The 17,475-nt window shown below is 45.1% G+C and carries 13 protein-coding genes; 6 read left to right on the top strand and 7 right to left on the bottom strand.

Features of this window, described 5'->3' with window-relative positions; translation table 11 throughout:
- Positions 1 to 108: 108 nt before the first annotated feature.
- From MSP8886_RS07365 to MSP8886_RS07355, 3 genes are all read right to left on the bottom strand, one after another.
- Positions 109 to 3,177 carry an efflux RND transporter permease subunit gene (locus MSP8886_RS07365; protein ID WP_067014214.1) on the bottom strand — a complete coding sequence of 1,023 codons (3,069 nt, stop codon included), beginning with the start codon at positions 3,175 to 3,177 and terminating at the stop codon, positions 109 to 111.
- A complete protein-coding gene (locus MSP8886_RS07360; RefSeq protein WP_067014571.1) occupies positions 3,177 to 4,229 on the bottom strand; it encodes an efflux RND transporter periplasmic adaptor subunit in 1,053 nt (350 codons plus the stop codon). The genes MSP8886_RS07365 and MSP8886_RS07360 overlap by 1 nt, the downstream gene beginning before the upstream one ends.
- Positions 4,230 to 4,721: 492 nt before the next feature.
- Complete coding sequence (locus tag MSP8886_RS07355; RefSeq protein ID WP_067014212.1) at positions 4,722 to 4,979, bottom strand: hypothetical protein; 258 nt, start codon at positions 4,977 to 4,979, stop codon at positions 4,722 to 4,724.
- 487 nt (positions 4,980 to 5,466) lie between these two features.
- Between MSP8886_RS07355 and MSP8886_RS07345 the strand changes: the two genes are divergently transcribed.
- Positions 5,467 to 5,856: a tautomerase family protein gene (locus MSP8886_RS07345; protein ID WP_067014208.1), complete on the top strand. Its 390-nt coding sequence runs from the start codon at positions 5,467 to 5,469 to the stop codon at positions 5,854 to 5,856.
- 111 nt (positions 5,857 to 5,967) lie between these two features.
- Here MSP8886_RS07345 and MSP8886_RS07340 read toward each other — a convergent pair whose 3' ends face one another.
- Complete coding sequence (locus MSP8886_RS07340) at positions 5,968 to 8,481, bottom strand: CoA transferase (RefSeq protein WP_067014206.1); 2,514 nt, start codon at positions 8,479 to 8,481, stop codon at positions 5,968 to 5,970.
- 431 nt (positions 8,482 to 8,912) lie between these two features.
- Between MSP8886_RS07340 and MSP8886_RS07335 the strand changes: the two genes are divergently transcribed.
- The 5 genes from MSP8886_RS07335 (at position 8,913) to MSP8886_RS07315 (ending at position 14,851) form a co-directional block, all read left to right on the top strand.
- Positions 8,913 to 9,359: a universal stress protein gene (locus tag MSP8886_RS07335; RefSeq protein ID WP_067014204.1), complete on the top strand. Its 447-nt coding sequence runs from the start codon at positions 8,913 to 8,915 to the stop codon at positions 9,357 to 9,359.
- Positions 9,360 to 9,411: 52 nt separating this feature from the next.
- Positions 9,412 to 10,968 (top strand): BCCT family transporter, encoded by a 1,557-nt coding sequence (locus MSP8886_RS07330; protein WP_083200869.1) that lies wholly within the window; start codon positions 9,412 to 9,414, stop codon positions 10,966 to 10,968.
- Between the two features lie 143 nt (positions 10,969 to 11,111).
- A complete protein-coding gene (locus MSP8886_RS07325; RefSeq protein WP_067014199.1) occupies positions 11,112 to 12,272 on the top strand; it encodes an iron-containing alcohol dehydrogenase in 1,161 nt (386 codons plus the stop codon).
- Between the two features lie 38 nt (positions 12,273 to 12,310).
- Positions 12,311 to 13,807: a CoA-acylating methylmalonate-semialdehyde dehydrogenase gene (locus tag MSP8886_RS07320; RefSeq protein ID WP_067014197.1), complete on the top strand. Its 1,497-nt coding sequence runs from the start codon at positions 12,311 to 12,313 to the stop codon at positions 13,805 to 13,807.
- Between the two features lie 135 nt (positions 13,808 to 13,942).
- A complete protein-coding gene (locus MSP8886_RS07315) occupies positions 13,943 to 14,851 on the top strand; it encodes a LysR substrate-binding domain-containing protein (RefSeq protein ID WP_067014568.1) in 909 nt (302 codons plus the stop codon).
- Between the two features lie 306 nt (positions 14,852 to 15,157).
- On the opposite strand, the gene MSP8886_RS07310 is transcribed toward MSP8886_RS07315, so the two are convergent.
- The 3 genes from MSP8886_RS07310 to MSP8886_RS07300 all read right to left on the bottom strand — a co-directional run bounded on the left by MSP8886_RS07310 (position 15,158) and on the right by MSP8886_RS07300 (position 17,283).
- Complete coding sequence (locus tag MSP8886_RS07310) at positions 15,158 to 15,925, bottom strand: hypothetical protein (protein WP_067014195.1); 768 nt, start codon at positions 15,923 to 15,925, stop codon at positions 15,158 to 15,160.
- 649 nt (positions 15,926 to 16,574) lie between these two features.
- Positions 16,575 to 16,865 carry a hypothetical protein gene (locus tag MSP8886_RS07305; protein ID WP_067014193.1) on the bottom strand — a complete coding sequence of 97 codons (291 nt, stop codon included), beginning with the start codon at positions 16,863 to 16,865 and terminating at the stop codon, positions 16,575 to 16,577.
- Positions 16,858 to 17,283: a hypothetical protein gene (locus MSP8886_RS07300; RefSeq protein WP_067014191.1), complete on the bottom strand. Its 426-nt coding sequence runs from the start codon at positions 17,281 to 17,283 to the stop codon at positions 16,858 to 16,860. The genes MSP8886_RS07305 and MSP8886_RS07300 overlap by 8 nt, the downstream gene beginning before the upstream one ends.
- Between the last annotated feature and the right edge of the window lie 192 nt (positions 17,284 to 17,475).

Below are 17,475 nucleotides of genomic sequence, written 5' to 3'. Positions count from 1 at the left end.
AGCCCAAGACATTGATTTCCATACATTCAACGAGGGCGCTTAAATCATTAAGTGCCCTTTCTGTTACTCCATTCTTTGCCTCACTTCCTGTCTTGATCGGATTGCATACTACAACCCGTAGTCACCTCGACGCGCACTTTCCCACTGCATGACAAGTTTTAACGCTGCAGGCAACACCAATAAGGTAATGAGGGTGGCAATCAATAATCCACCGATAATGGCATACGCCATTGGCTGCCAAAAGACTTCTCGGGAAATCGGTACCATCCCTAAAATCGCAGCACAAGCGGTCAATAAAATAGGACGGGAGCGATGCATAGCCCCTCGCGTAATGGCCTCGTGAATGGATACACCGTCTTGAATATTACGATCCACCTCAGAGATTAAAATAATCGCATTGCGAATGATCATGCCAAACAAAGCGATAATCCCCAGTAAAGCAACGAATCCCATGGGGGTGCCTGTCGGCAACATAGCAATCACGACCCCGATTAAGCCAAACGGTGCGATAAATAAAGCCAATAACATCCGTGAAAAGCGACGTAGCTGAATCATTAATAGTGTCAGCATGCATAAAATGGTCACAGGCAATACATCATAGACTGACTGGTTTCCCTTACTTGAATCGGCAACCGCTCCCGCTTCTTTCAGCTGATAACCTGGAGGCAGTTTCTCTGTAAAGCTCTGAACCACAGGAGCCAACTCATCGGACAAGGTTTGTGGTAATTCCCCCGATGCCACGTTTAATTGCACACTAATATAGGGCTCTCGATTCCAGCGCCAAACAATGGGATCGGTTATGCCATATTGAATGGTAGCAATCTGTCTTAATGGCACGGTTTGTCCATTGCTCATTGGTATTTGCAAGTTACTGATGGTGGATACGTTTTCCTTAGCTTCTTTATCACCTTGCACCACCACATTTACCATACGGTTATGATCACGAAGCGAAGTAATTACTTGTCCAGAGAAGATATTAGCCAGTGTATTGGCCACTTGTTCAGAACTTAGTCCCACCGCCCGAGCTTGAGTTTGATTAATATCAATGGCAATGCGACGTTCTGGCTCACCGCTGGTCAGGTTAATGTCTCGCGCCTGCGGATCTTTTCCTATTAACACGGCTAAATCCGTTGCCAATGAACGCACCTTATCCAAATCCGGCCCCATAATACGATAACGCACAGGCCACCCCACTGGTGGACCAAGTTCTAAGGGTGCCACACGGCTAACAATATCTGAATCATGCTGATTCAGATAACGCTTGATATCCGCACTCAACCTATCTCGAACGTCAGTAGACTTCGCTACGACCACCAGTTCGGCCACATTTTCATGACTGAGCAAGACATCCATCGGCAAATAAAAGCGCACCGCTCCGGAGCCAACATAGGAGGAAAAATGCGCCACGTTTGGCTGTGTTTTAAGCCACTTTTCAAGCGCTATGACTTTTTCTCGGGTGGCACTTTGCGTCGCATTTTGCGGCAAAGTCAAATCCACCAGCAATTCGGGGCGATCTGATGATGGGAAAAAAACCGACTTCAACTGGCCCATCCCGACAATGGCCAGACCAAGCAAAACACAGGCAAGCAAAATAACGCTCTTAGGCCTAGATAATGAGTAGGATAACAAACGACTAAATATTCTTGAGTGAGAGCTGATCTTATCCTTAGGAGAAGACAGCGCCGCTGGCAACAGCCAAACACCTAATAGAGGTGAAAATAAAATCGCCACAATCCAAGAACTCAGCAACGAAATCAGCACCACAACAAACATGGAATAACAGTATTCACCGGCGCTGGAAGCGGCAAAGCCCACCGGAATAAAGCCAGAGATCATTACCAAGGTACCTGTTAACATCGGAAAGGCGGTACTTTTAAACGCGTATACGGCGGCTTCTTTTCGTTTCCAACCTTGTTCTAACCGAGAAACCATGGCCTCAACAGTAATCATCGCATCATCGACTAGTAAACCTAATGCAATAATCAAAGCTCCCAAGGAAATACGTTGCAGTCCAATTCCAACGATTTCCATGCCAACAAAGGTCATCGCCAATACGATAGGAATAGAAAAAGCGACCACTAAGCCTGCTCTCATTCCCAAAGAAATAAACGAGACTGCCAACACAATCACAATGGCTTCCACCAGTACTTTGACGAAGCCATTCACCGCCCCTTTTACCACCTTGGATTGATTCGCCACCGTAAAGACATGCATACCATGGGGTAAAAGCCACTTAGCCTTATCCATTTCTTGGTCAAGCCGCTGACCAAAATCCAACATATTACCTGTCTTTGACATGGAAATAGCCAGCCCTATGGCAGGCTGCCCATTGACTCGAAACTCGGGTTCCGGTGGTGTTTTTAACACTCGATGAATGGTGGCAATTTGCGTTAAAGGCACAAAATGGCCATCGATATGCAGCACAATATTTTGCAAACTTTTTTCAGACTTAAAAGCCCCCGATACTTGTAAATCAATACGCTCACTTCCTGTACGAATCACCCCAGCAGGAACAATGGCATTTTGCTGTTGCAGCATGGTCGTCACTTGCTTAAAGCTCAAACCTAAGCCAGCTAGTTTTTCAGGTGAAAAAGCAATATTAATTTGCTCATCTTGCGCCCCCAGCACCTTTATTTTACTCACGTCTGGCACACCTAATAGTCGGTCCCGAATACGGTCAACCACATCCCGCAGTTCACGTTCCGTAAAGCCTTTTCCGGTAACCCCATAGATGGTGCCATAGGTATCATCAAACTCATCATCCACCGCAGGTTTACTGGCACCCGATGGCAAACTAGGGGATAAATCTTTCATTTTTTTGCGCACCTGATACCAAATTTCTGGCACCATTTTAGGCGGTGTATCATCCCGAAGGTTCACAAACACAACAGACTCACCTTCCCGAGTGTAGCTTTTTAAATAATCCAGATAAGGCACTTCTTGCAGTTTTTTTTCCACCACATCAGTAACAAATTGCGTGGTATCTTTCACCGATGCGCCAGGCCATACGGTCGACACCACGGCTTTTTTGATCGTGAAAGAAGGGTCCTCATTACGGGGCAGATTGATATAGCTGAGTACGCCCATGACGACGACAACCATCATCAAAAAGCTGACCATTTGTTGATTATTCAGAGCCCATTCAGATAGGTTAAAACGCTTGCGTGGGTTAGACATCAGTTCGCATCCTTAAACAAGGTGACTTTCATGCCAGGGCGCAATGTCGATACGCCCGCCACCACAACACGCACTCCAGCAGACAAGCCTTTTGACACAAAAATACTGTCATTGCTGTAGCGAACAACCGTCACTGGCTGCAAATGAACGGACTGAGTTGACTCATCAAAAACATAAACGGCAGGCTGCTTACCTTGGCGCGTTAACGCCAATGCTGGTAATTGAATAATATTAGCTTCACGAAGACGAGCCGAGCCTTTCACAATAGCACCCAATACCATTTCCTTTGGGAAGGTTGTCAATTTGATTCGTACTCGATAGGTTCTTGTGTTTGTATTCGCCTGCGGGCTGACATCTCGCACCGTTCCAGTGGTTTTAATGCTCGGGTCAGACAATAAAGACACGGTGATCTCGCTATGGGGAGGCGTATTGGTAATCATCTCCTCAGGCACGTCAAACACCGCATTGCGCTGAGTCAGAGAAGCCAGTTTCACCACCTCCTGTCCAGCTGAAACCACTTGCCCAACATTGCCACTCACTTGGGTCACGACGCCACTTTCCGGTGCCAACAACTTGGTATAACTCACATTATCAGAGGCTTCTTTGACAGCCGATTTCGCACTTTCATATTGCGACAAGGCAGTATCATAATCGGACTTTTTCATATCAAATTGCGATTGGGAAATAACGTGCGTTGACAGCAGTTTTTTATAGCGTTCGTAGGTGATTTTCGCCAAACTCAAACTGGATTGTGCACTCACTAACTTCGCTTTAGCATTGGCTAACTGATTTTTGGCATCACTGGTATCCAGCGCCGCCAGCAACTCCCCCTTAGAAACCTTATCCCCCACATCCACTTTGCGCTCAATAATACGACCACCTATGCGAAACCCTAAAATAGTCTCGTGTTCTGGCTCAATATCCCCAATCAAGCTCACCTGATCGGACGGTGAGTCCGCAGATAACAACACGGTTTTCACGGGTCTAGGTGGTTCTGGTTCGACTTTTTTTTGCTCACTGCAGCCAGACAGCACCACACAAAATGACAGCACAACAGCTTTTCCAAAAAATGATGAAAAAGACCTCTGCAATCTCTGACCCAAACAAAAAAACATCATTTCGAAAACCTCATTAGAAGACGAAAACCAGCAAACTTTGATTTATTCTAAACTCATCTTTAGCTATCTGAGCAAAGAACCAACAGAGTACCCGATAAATATCAATAAATGATTAAACATGAGAGTTTATTAGAGGCAACCGTGATATCGAATGGCATGTCTGGACAAATGACACTGATCACAGCCTTCTTTCCTTCTTTCCTTCTTTCCTTCTTTCCTTCTTTCCTTCTTTCCTTCTTTCCTTCTTTCCTTCTTTCCTTCTTTAGTAAGAGTAACACTCTCTTTCCAGTAACAGAAAATCGGTCGAAGTGGCGGGGGAATAGAATTGGCTTATTGAGTTCTTTTGGAGCTGATGAAGGCTATAAGCCATTTTTCATCAGCTCGCACATCCCAATGATAGGAATTAATGGTAGGGCGAAATAGAGTTTATAAATGCTTACTGTCTAAATCACTTTGAATAATTTCAAGCAATTTTGCTTCAAGCTCTTCATTTCTATGGAGGTTGATATAGTGTGCTTCTTTTGCACTTAAATGATAGGAAACATTCTGCTTAGTCTTTTCATTTTCCACTATCAAGGCATGTTCGTGTCCATCTTCCGTTGAAGCTAACTTGATTGTGTACTTGTTACCAGCAATAAGAACATGTTCTGTTCTATATATCTCTAATGAAGTTAATTGCGTCATTAAAACCCATCCTAAATTAATATGATTTTTTGTTTTTCTACCAAGCTCTATTGGCTTTATCTTATTTGATTGGCAGTTCTAGAAACCCCTATCAAAATAGAGAGACAAATAAAAATAAAGAATAACAAGAAAATGCATATAAAAAAATACATTTTCAAATCAAATATATTTTATATAAATCAATTAGTTAAATTTTCAAACAAAATAACTCAGGGGCATAACAGAGTTGATAGTGGGTTTGATGGACGTCACTCACCACCAAAGAACACCAATACCCTGCTTTGCTGTTACCTCTTGTGGGCGGAACTGGGTTGTCATCGCTTTGGGGGTCGATAAAGATTAAAGGATATTTTTCTGACTCCAAATCTCGCCAACTGCAAATTGCCAAGTAACGTGATTCAATTAGGGAAACCTCGGCCTTACCCATCAATCGCAAAGGAAAGTCTGTATGCTAATAAACAAATAGTAACCAACTGATGGAGGTAACATGCCACTAGTAAGAATTGATTTAAATGAAGGGCGTTCGGATGATGAAATAAAAACTATCATGGATACTATCCAAGATTGCGTTGTTGACGCCTTTAACGTACCCAAAAACGATCGCTACCAGATAGTGACCGAACACAAACCGGGGCGCATGGTGCTGCTTGATACAGGATTAGGGTTCGAACGCAGCGAAGATGCCATCGTCATTCAAGTTTTCACCAGTCCACGTGCGACGGTTATGAAGACTCACTTCTATAAACATGTCACTGAACAGCTTGGCAACGCCATTGGACTATCGCCTAAGGATATTCTCATCTCAGTCATCACTAATACAGACGTCGATTGGAGCTTTGGATTTGGCGAATCTCAATACCTAACAGGTCGCCTATAATGACGCCAGACCGTTATTTTTGTTCATAGCGTCACTTGGCTTCAATGAAGATAAGGTACTTACCGACTCTTAATAAAAGAAAAACGGGCGGGCATAAGCCCGCCAAAAGTATTAGCTTGGTAAGAACTCTTTCCCCCAGCCTAACCCTATAATGTTGCGTTTGAGCATGGAATCGATCGCGGCCTCGTCGTACCCAACTTCTGCCAGAATCTCACGTGTCGAATGACCCGTTCGCTCTGTTGGTTTCAATGGGCGAATAGCGGACTCTGTAGGACGAATCGCATAATGATCGATTTGAGTCACTTGATGGCCGCAGGGGTGATCGGGGAAGATCGTAAAGGCAAAGCTACCTCGGTCAATACCGGTGGTTCCATCACTAAGACGACTGTTTTCCGAGCGTAGGTGTTTGATCGACTCAGGAACAGCAACCGCAATGTCTTTTGCCCACATTTTATCTGTCCAATATTCTGATGGCGCTTTAGCTAGCTGCTGGGTCAGGAAGGATTTGATATCGTCCACCTCCCCAATTCCCTCCAACCCTTCAATGGCCGCTATTTTGTCCAGCTCTAAACTATTAGAATCCAGATAAATCCAGCCATCACTGGTTTGATAAAAATGTGCCAACGGTCCGAATCCCATCCCTTCTCTGCCAGAAGGTTCATTAAATGGTGGACGTCCCGCGTAGTCGTAACAATAAGGAATCTGCAACAAGTTAGTAACCGCCGAGAGTGAAGTACGAGCACGAGAGCACTTGCCTGTTCTCAATTTTTGGTACAAAGCCACAGCCGTTGCCAAGCCAGCCGCAAAACCGCAATTAACATCAAGTGTTCCAATGTGTGCATGTTCTTCTGGTGTTTCTATCCCACCAAAGCGACTCATAATGCCACTGATTGCCTGAATAATATCGTCGTAACCAATGTACTCCGACATTGGCCCCACGCGCGGCCCACCCAAGCAATCCAGACGGCAAAACAATAGATCGGGGTTGATCTTCTTCAACGTCTCTTCATCCAACCCTAATTGGAGGATCTGTCGCTGAGGGGCGTTCATAACGACCATATCCACTGACCGAACCAGTCGATTGAAGATCTCACGACCTTCTTCGGTGGAGATATTGACAACCGCACTACGCTTATTGACCCCCGACTGGAAGGTGTACATGGTGCCGATCAGTGGATCATAGAGCGGCTTGACAGGATCTAACTTGATCACTTCAGCACCAAAGCGAGTTAAGAATGCGGCGGAGTGAGGACCCGCAATAACATTCGTCAAATCTAGTATGCGCAGATCTTCCAGCCAGCCTTTACCTGATGCTGGTTGTATATCAGCACCAGTGGGTCGAGTGACTTTTTCCTCGGCAGCGACCTCATTCAGTTCAGCCAATGCTTCATCGAAACTGACATGACGACAAGCTCGCGGCGTCAACATGGCATCGGCTTCGTTTTCTAACCAAGCGATAGGGCCAGGTTGCTTCATGATGCCATAATCTGGTGTGTCTACCTCAACAATCAGGCCTGCAAGGTTAACATGCTCGTCCTGCACCCATTCTTCCGTTGTACGATGAGGCGCGCCTGGAATCGATGCTTTGCCAAAAATGCGTCCCCATTCCTCGGAGGTTTTGGTAAGAAAAGCGGCTTTCATTTTCGCTGCGATAATATCCGCCCACCTTTTCGGTAATGGGTAAACACCAATGGACGTCTCACCATCCCATTCACTGATAGGGAGATGTAAATCAGCCACTTCCGGCAGCCCTTCGGCAACCAGTTCATCATAGATGCCTAAGACGGTTAACGCTCGTTTGGCATGGTTACGGTGAGAAGGACAGACACAATAAAATTTACGGCCGTCAGCACATTCATAAGTACGATAAAAGGGGTCTAGATACTCTTGTAAATCGTCGTACGAAAGATTCAAGGGAATCTTGTTGTTGCGGCGGTATTCTATCTCATGCTCACGCATGGTTTTGTAGCGTTCAGGCAATCCATCAATAACATAGGAGTTATAGGACAGTCCTTCCATCATGGCGGCTGCGATAGGCACCTCAATATGATCACCGCGCCCCGTTTTTTCTCGCTCGTATAGGGCAAGCACTGCGGAGGCAGCCGACAATGCCGTCGCATAAGAGGATCCCAGAGGAAGCGGCGAAAAACTTGGATTCAACCCCATCAATACACGATTGAACCCCATATCCGTATAACCGCCACAGGCTGCAGCAACGACGGCTTCCGTCGCTTTCCATTCTCGACGCAACGTATCGTTACTAGCAAAACCAGGTATCGACAATGTAATCAGTTCTGGCCTAGCCAAACGTAGAGATTCAAAATCAACCCCTAACTTTTTCATAACACCAGGGCGGAAGTTTTCTATGACAATATCCGCTTTATCGATCAAGGCTAATGCCTGAGCAAGGCCTTCTTCGGATTTCAAATCCAGCTCTAGACTCAGTTTATTTCGGTTGAGAATTTCATTGGCTGGATTTTTCCAAGTTGGTCCACCCGGCGGATCAATATGGATAACGGTGGCACCGAAGTCGGCTAACGCCATGGCGGCAGCGGGACCTGCAATCTGCTGACCAAAATCTACAACACGGACACCTTTCAAAGGCAATTCATTGTTATTATTCATTTTCACCTTTCCTATCTATGTAAAGCGTTTTCTAACAAAAAGTGAGGGTTGCTTTAATCTCACAATAACCAAGGTGGTTACTGACTTTCTGATTTCGCTTAACCAACAACCGATCAAGTTGCCACACTCTGGATAGGAGCCGAGTCTAGAAATGGCTTGGGCTGTGCACCAGCAATAAATCTCTTCCCTTAGGGTGAAGTTTTTTTATGAGTAATTGGAGTTTCAATTCCCTAATCCGGTTTATCGCGGTAAAAACGGCTTTAGCCATAAATAATTTTTAGTCTAAGAGTGTCTTTTTATTTCTTTTCTGCTTCTGACTCTTTTTAAATAATGAGCCTCGATATCGTTATAGGAGCTAACCGCCCATTTCGATCATCACTGCCACGGGATTAATTAAATAAGAAAAATATAAACCGTTAGGAGCAGCACCAATGAATACAATGTATAAATGCATCCTCGTGCCGGTAGACTGGGGCCACGAACATTCGTGGCAAAGTTTGCTATCGGCTTCAATCGATCTCGCTCGGCGTCACCACGCCCAGCTGATGGTCGCCTTCATCGACCCAAACTCGGACACTCCAACTCTCGCCAATTTTTTGCCGAAAGGGACAAGTCATCTTCTTGAAGAAAGACCGAATCCGTTCATTGCCGAACATATTTCTAAAAATATTAGGGTGCCGTTCCAAGCGGAACAGGGACAAATTTATTCTGAAATCCTGTACATTGCATCAGTGCTAAATATTGGCCTGATCTTTATGGCCTTACACACCCCTAATCTGGCTAACCAGTTAATCGGAGCCAACGCAAAAAAAGTAGTACGCCATCCCCAATACTCGGGGATGGTGTGTAAAAAATGGAGAGTAAAGCATTATGAATAATAAAAACTATAATCTTCCGGGATCAGGCCTGTTGGCTGGTGTACATCCAGTTATGGCTATTGGTTCAGCGGTACTTGTACTTGCATTTGTCGTCTTTACAATTGCTAACCCTACCTATGCCAGTTCTGTATATAACTCAGCTCAGAGCTTTATTGTCACTAACTTCAGCTGGTATTACATTGGCTTAATGAGTTTTATGCTGTTTTTCTCGGTTTGGCTCATATTTAGCCGTTATGGAAATGTCCGTCTTGGTAAGGACACAGATCGTCCTGAATTTGGTTTCTTTTCTTGGTTCTCTATGCTATTTGGTGCGGGTATCGGTATCGGCATACTGTTTTGGAGTATTGCGGAGCCTATTAACCATTTCCAAAGCAACCCCTTTATAACTGTCGCTCAAGAGCAAACACCTGAAGCCGCTCAAGTCGCTATGCGCATCGCAATCTTCCACTGGGGATTGCATGGATGGGCACTGTTCTCAGTAATAGGCATGGCCTTGGCTTACTTCTCGTATCGCAAAGGTCTCCCACTTTCAATTCGCTCCTGCTTGTATCCGCTGTTCGGAGAACGTATATACGGTCCAATCGGACACGCTGCAGACCTTCTCGCTGTATTTGGTACAGTATTCGGCATAGCCACCTCACTTGGATTAGGTGCACAACAAATCAACGCAGGATTGGCCTATTTATTCGGCATCAAAGTGTCGTTAGGAATACAAGTCGGACTGATAGCCCTACTGTCTGTTTTAGCGACGCTGTCTGTACTCAGTGGTCTAAAAAAGGGAATCCGAATTCTCAGTGAGCTGAATATGCAGATGACCATAGTGATGCTCGCACTGTTTGTTATTTTCGGACCAACCATCTATATTCTGGGCTCAATTTTCAACAATCTTGGCGACTATATATCCCACGTCGTACAGCTAGGACTTTGGGTCGATACAACACCTAAAAGCCAGTGGCAAGGCTGGTGGACAATCTTTTACTGGGGCTGGTGGATTGCTTGGTCTCCTTTCTGTGGCATATTCATCGCCCGTATATCCAAAGGTCGTACTATCCGAGAATTTGTTCTCGGCGTTCTGCTTGCGCCAACACTTCTTGCTGCACTTTGGATCACGATCTTTGGTGACTCTGCTATGTACCTCCAATTGTTCGGAGGCGGCGGCATTGTCCAAGCCGTAAATAAAGACACTACCACAGCGCTTTTCAAGACAATCGAGCTACTGGGTAACGGTGAAATAATAACCCTGCTGATGGCTGGTCTCTGTACGCTGATGCTGATTACTTATTTCGTCACCTCTGCCGACTCCGCCACCTTAGTTATTTGTACACTGCTGTCCATGGGGGATGAACATCCTCGTGCACGCTATCGCATTTTCTGGGGGATTGCTGTCGGTGCGGTAGCCGCCGCACTTTTGATTGCGGGGGGACTCAAGGCGCTGCAAACGGCGTCCATTGTGGCCGCACTGCCCTTCTCCGTCATTGTTATCCTTGCCGTAATCGGACTGTGTAAGTCTCTAAAGGCGGAGTTTTATGAAGAGTCGGTGAACGTTCTGCGTGAGAGGGCTCAGAAAGCGACGGAAGATGTACAAGCAGTAAGTGCACCGAGTAAATAGAGCCCTTTAACAACAAAATTTTAACCCCATCTCTTGGTTAACTAAGAGATGGAACTTAACTCAGAGACCTAAGTTGATTTTGGCTAGCAATATCATCCAAAGAGCATTGCAGTCTCTGTATTTTATAAAATCAAGGAGTTGATATGTCTACTCAAATCATACTACCACGAGTCATGCAGGTCGGCGCGGATGCAACTAAAGAGATCCCCAATATACTTGCAGGGCTGGGTTGCACACGGCCACTGATCATCACCGACAAGATGATGGTACAACTTGGCTATGCCAAAACCTTACAAACCCTACTCAATGAAAACGAGTTAAATGCCGATGTCTTCGACGACACCATCCCCGAACCAACAGTTGCCTCCATTCAGGCAGGCGTTGAAAAAGCACGTGATGGTAACTATGACTGCATCATTGCTCTAGGCGGTGGCAGCCCAATTGATAGCGCTAAGGCAATCGGAATTCTCGCCCACTTTGGGGGAACCATGCGAGATTATAAATTCCCTCGCGTTGTAAACGAAGCCGGTCTACCAGTCATTGCCGTGCCAACGACGGCCGGCACAGGCTCCGAAGTGACTCGCTTTACCATTATTACCGATGAAACCAATGACGAGAAAATGTTATGTGTCGGCATCGGCTTCATGCCTATAGCGGCACTTGTGGATTACAAACTAACACTGAGTCTGCCGCCACGAATTACTGCTGATACAGGGATCGATGCCCTTACCCATGCAATAGAAGCTTATGTCAGCCGTAAAGCGAGCCCTTACAGTGATAGCCAAGCACTCGCTGCCATGAAGTTACTGGCACCAAACCTTCGCAAGGCTTACCACAATGGTAAAGATACGCAGGCACGCGAAGCCATGATGCTCGGCGCAACTATGGCGGGGATCGCCTTTTCGAATGCTTCCGTTGCTTTAGTACATGGCATGAGCCGCCCCATTGGAGCAGCCTTCCATGTTCCACATGGACTCTCTAACGCCATGCTCTTGCCAAGTGTTACTGAGTTCTCCATTCCTGCAGCACCAGATCGTTATGCAGATTGCGCCAAAGCGATGGGGATTGCCAAAGAAACAGACAGTGTTGACCAAGCAAACCAAAAACTACTTCAGGAACTGCGCGACTTGAATAGTGAATTACAAGTCCCCACACCTGAGCAATTCGGTATCGACCGTGAACATTTTCTAGAACTGATGCCGACAATGGCTCAGCAGGCACTGGCATCAGGCTCACCTGGAAACAATCCTAGAATTCCTAGTGACAATGAGATCGTGGAAATATATCGCACTCTTTGGGCTTGAAATATCAAACGTTAATTTATTATTAAATAGGAAATAACATGAACACTATCGGACATTTGATCAACGGTAAAACTTTTGTTGAAGGCAGCCAAAGTCAAGACGTATTTAACCCAGCTACGGGAGAAGTGACCAAAAAGGTCGATTTAGCCTCTAAAAGCACTGTCGAGGAAGCGATTGCTTCGGCTCAGGCGGCTTACCCTGCTTGGCGCAATACGCCGCCAATGAAGCGCGCACGTATCATGTTCAAGTTCAAACAACTTTTGGAAGAAAATGCCGATAAGATCTGTGAACTGGTAGGTGAAGAGCATGGCAAAATCGTTCATGACGCAGCAGGCGAACTACAGCGTGGTATTGAAAATGTCGAGTATGCTTGTGGCATACCTGAGCTACTAAAGGGGGAGCACAGTAAAAATGTGGGCCCCAATATTGATTCTTGGAGCGAATTCCAACCTCTAGGTGTGGTTGCTGGCATTACGCCATTCAACTTCCCCGTAATGGTACCACTTTGGATGTACCCCATGGCAATCGCTTGCGGCAACACCTTTGTCTTGAAGCCATCAGAACGCGACCCAAGCTCAACACTGTTTGTCGCACAGTTACTACAGGAAGCGGGGCTACCAGAGGGTGTATTCAATGTTGTTAATGGTGGCAAAGAAGCAGTAGATACACTACTGACTGACGAGCGAGTTAAGGCAGTCAGTTTTGTCGGTTCTACCCCTATCGCTGAGTATATTTACAGCACCGCTAACGCCAATGGTAAACGCTGCCAAGCCCTCGGTGGCGCCAAAAACCATGCCATTGTGATGCCTGATGCAGATATGGACAATGCGGTCAATCAACTACTCGGTGCCGCCTTTGGCTCCTCTGGTGAACGTTGTATGGCGTTGTCCGTTGCCGTTGCCGTCGGCGATGCCGCTGCAGACCAGCTCGTTAGTAAAATGAAAGAAGCCATGGTCAGCCTCAAAGTAGGAAACCATAGTGATAAAAGCAACGATTTTGGCCCAGTGATTACCTGCGCTCACAAAGATAAAGTGGTTGGTTATATTGATAGCGCAGAAGAAAATGGTGCCGAAGTCGTCGTTGATGGACGCAACCCTCAAGTATCAGGATACGAGAACGGTTTCTTTGTCGGCGGTACGCTGCTTGACCGCGTAACGCCTGACATGCTGAGCTACAAAGAGGAGATCTTCGGTCCAGTATTGCAGGTAGTTCGAGTGAAGACGATGCAGGAAGCAATGGATCTGATTGATGCACATGAATATGGTAACGGCACATGCATTTTCACCCGAGATGGAGAAGCAGCTCGCTATTTCAGTGATAATATTCAGGTCGGTATGGTAGGCATCAACGTCCCTCTACCAGTTCCTGTGGCATACCATAGCTTTGGTGGCTGGAAGCGATCCTTATTTGGTGATTTACATGCCTATGGACCGGACGCTGTACGCTTCTATACCAAGCGTAAAACGATCACTCAACGCTGGCCCTCTGCTGGTGTTCGAGAGGGTATAGAGTTCTCAATGCCAACAATGAAGTAACCTTGACTGGCGGCTTTCTAGGGCCGCCAATTACAAAAAATAATGAGCTTAGTCGGTGAGTATTTTTTGGCGCGTTCCATAAAAAAAACAATACTAGGCTCCGCTTTAAACTTCGTTCTGAGACCCCTAACAAATATGAAAAAGCGTCTCCCACCCTTAAATTGGTTACACTCTTTTGATGTTGCTGCTCGCCATTTGAATTTCACTCAAGCAGCCACAGAGCTAAACCTCACTCAAGCCGCCGTAAGTCAGCAAATAAGAGGACTCGAATCACAACTAGGTTGTACACTATTTAAACGCCTACCAAGAGGACTGGAATTGACAGATTCTGGTCTTGCTTATCTGCCAGTGATTCGTGATTCAATAGCACGTATGTCAGCTGCAACAGATGAAATATTCGGACAAATTCGACATCGTCCATTAACCTTAAAAGTAAGTTTGGTCTTCTACACCTGCTGGCTGGCTCTTAGGCTAGCGCGTTTTCGTGAAGCCCACCCCAATATTTCTCTACGTTTCACTAGTAATATTTGGGTAAATGAAGTGGATCAGAAGGATGCTGATATGGAAATTCGCTATGGCCATGGCGATTGGCAAGGTATGATCTGCGAACGCTTAACTTGGGATCGCCTAATCCCCGTTTGCGCCCCAAAACTAAGTAATTTACAACGCCCCCCTGTGTCGATTAAGGAGTTATCACAATGCACACTTTTACATGTACTTGGATACGAGGAAGGTTGGGGACATTGGCTTAACAAAACCGGATATGGGCATATGGAAGCCGCCTCCAATATCCAGTTTGATACACTGATCTCTGCACTGGAAACCGCAGCCCAAGGAGAAGGCGTTGCGCTGGGACGTTCGTCTCTTGTTGAAGGAATGATAGCCAGCGGGAGACTCATCTCCCCCTTTGAACACAGCATAGAAACCTCAGAAGCCTTTTATCTTGCGAGGCCAATCAAGCAACACCCCCATCCCAATGCAGAAGCATTCAGGCAGTGGATATTACAGGAAATTGGGACAAATACTGCTCAATTAACGGGATGAACGTGAAATTTAGATACTGTTTGGACAGCCAAGTTTCAGACGAAACGATGCTGTACCCTCTCAGGAAACAACGTAACCAACCCTAAGAGTTAGCTGTTAAGGTAGCAATCCGTAATGGATGGCTGCCTTAATTGGTTATTCTCAATCTTTGAAAAACGTCACAATGAATTCGATCGGAACACAAAGTTTGACTTTGTGTTCCTCTTTCTAGAGGAAGATAAAGCCATAATTCCGATAGAACGTAACAAGATCATCGGCTTTGACATCAGCAAATAATCCAACGACGCCCATGCTCTGCCTTTATCCTTATGAAAGATCAATTTTTGTCAAAGACTGAACATTAATAACATCAAGAGTTCTTCTATATGACACAATTTCTATATCAGTTACATCAACCTCGCCGTAGTCTTTATGACGCAAATTTGAAAGCATCTCATGACTTTCAGCAGGAAGGTCTAATTCAGAAGAAAACACCGTGAGGCTTGCGTGGCAAGTATTTCTTAACTTACTTACAGATGTTTCAGGCCCCGATGTGACAAGGTTGCTTTGTTGTAACCTCTCAAAGAAATCTAGTCTGAGATCTGCCATATTAAAATCAGGAATGCCACACAAAATTAAACCACTTTTAACACCAACTATCCCACGCAAGGAAATACGCATTCGACCGACATCACTAAATGTTGTTTTTAACACTTCCGCATACCGTTTTACTAAGTTATCTGACTCATAAACAGTCTGCCTGTAGGCTTCTAGCGACCTAAAAGTAACGTGTACATTGTTATCACAATAATAAAAATGATTTTCGCCAAGTAATGGTTTTAACTTATCGAGATCTCTCCACACTTCCAAAGGTATTTTGGGGCGAAATACGACACTCACTCCCCATCTGCTATCTCCATCAACAGGTAAAGGATCTATATTGATTTGATTGTCTTTAATAAACTCATTGTTTGACTGATATATATGCTCGTATCTTTCTTTAAAACTCATCATTGACGATACTTCCAGAGAGTGGTATTCCATTAAGCAACGTTTTAAAACAACATCAAAGCTTACAAAAACGGCCAACGCCATCTAACCCTAACCCAATCCAAAACCTACCCTTTTACCCCATGATAAACAACCACCAAAGCCCTCGCCTGAGAGCCTCGGTTTGGTTTTATTATTTGTAATAAGAGATCCGCTCGACGTTATCGTTTACCCAGTTTGGTGTGTAGCGGTGCGATTTACTGTTGCTTATTTTTCTGGGAAAGTGCGGATGGCTTGTACCGTGTCATTTAGGTCGCTGGCGGGGAGGACAATGGGATTGCTTTCCAGTTTCATGGCGGTGACGATGTTGTTGATCAATTACTTTCCTTGAGGGAATCGCTCTCGGCTTCCAGCAGGGCAGTGTCGGCTGAGGTGACGGAAAGGTGTTTTTGCTCGTGGAGTTTGTTTGGGGTCGATTAAGGCTAGACGCTATTTTTTTATCTTGATCCCGAAATTCTTTAACGCCTAACTCCCAGCCTAGCAAGCCCTGCGCGCGAAAAAACAAAATGTCGTTCTCTTCTTATGAAAGCGACATTTTATGGTTAAAGCCTTGTGCTTATTGGGCTAGAGCAAAGGGCTTGATCAACTCAATGGCGGCATGTTGGCGGCAAATCACAGGTCTTTTTTAATGAAAACGTTTTGTTTAGGCACAAAAAAACCACCCGAAGGTGGCTTCTTCACTTAACATTCAGCGCTATTTCATATCGATATCAAAACCGGACTCTGACAAAATATCTGACACCATGTAGGTGACCATTTCAGCATCAGCATTGATATCTTCATCATCACCATCGATATCAGAAAAATCTTTAAACACCCAATCACAAATATTCGATGCAAATTTATCAAGCAACCGCGCCTCTTCTTTGGATGATACTTCAATCTGCGTATCACCACCTTTCGACGCTATTTCGAATACTTGGCTATCGTATCGCTTTGATAATGATAAAAATGCCTTCTTTTGTGCTTCTGTAAAATCACTCATAACGTACGAACCTCCCCATAACTCGCCAATTCTTAATGATATCCTGAACCTTGCGTTCGTACTCATCAACACTCATTTTCCGAGTAACGACAATAGACCAATGATGCCCATTATCTTGCTGCATTTTAAAGCCATCAGGCATCACAGAATTGCGATCAACAGCCAAAAGCCATTTTTTTATACCAGGTCTTATGATTCGCTCTAATTGCTTTAAGCTAGCCGCCAATGAAATGCCTGTTTTTGAGTTGGCAAGAACAAACTTACCAGTGGGGTCATAAGAAATTTCTTTTCCTGGCCTCAACGGGTTTTGAGGACTCTGCTTTGAATTAGCAGTACGAATAACATGATGTTTTAACTCTTGCTCTATTAACTCAAGCTCATGCTCAAATATAAGCAAAGATTCCTTACCAGCACTCATAACAATTCCTTTTTCGTTAATACTACTATGCTGCTCGAATATACTCGATTCATAACATGATAGCAGCTGCACCATCCGATTTTTACGAAATATTTTAACTGACTCCTCAGATCTGAGGAGTAACAAGCTATGTGAAATAGCCGAATTTCCGATTTTTCGACCAGAAATGAGGCGGGATCTGAGAGGGGCCAA

Origin of the sequence: Marinomonas spartinae (genome assembly GCF_900089775.1) — a bacterium.
Classification (GTDB): Bacteria; Pseudomonadota; Gammaproteobacteria; order Pseudomonadales; family Marinomonadaceae; genus Marinomonas; species Marinomonas spartinae.
This window is presented reverse-complemented; position numbering and strand designations above follow the sequence as displayed.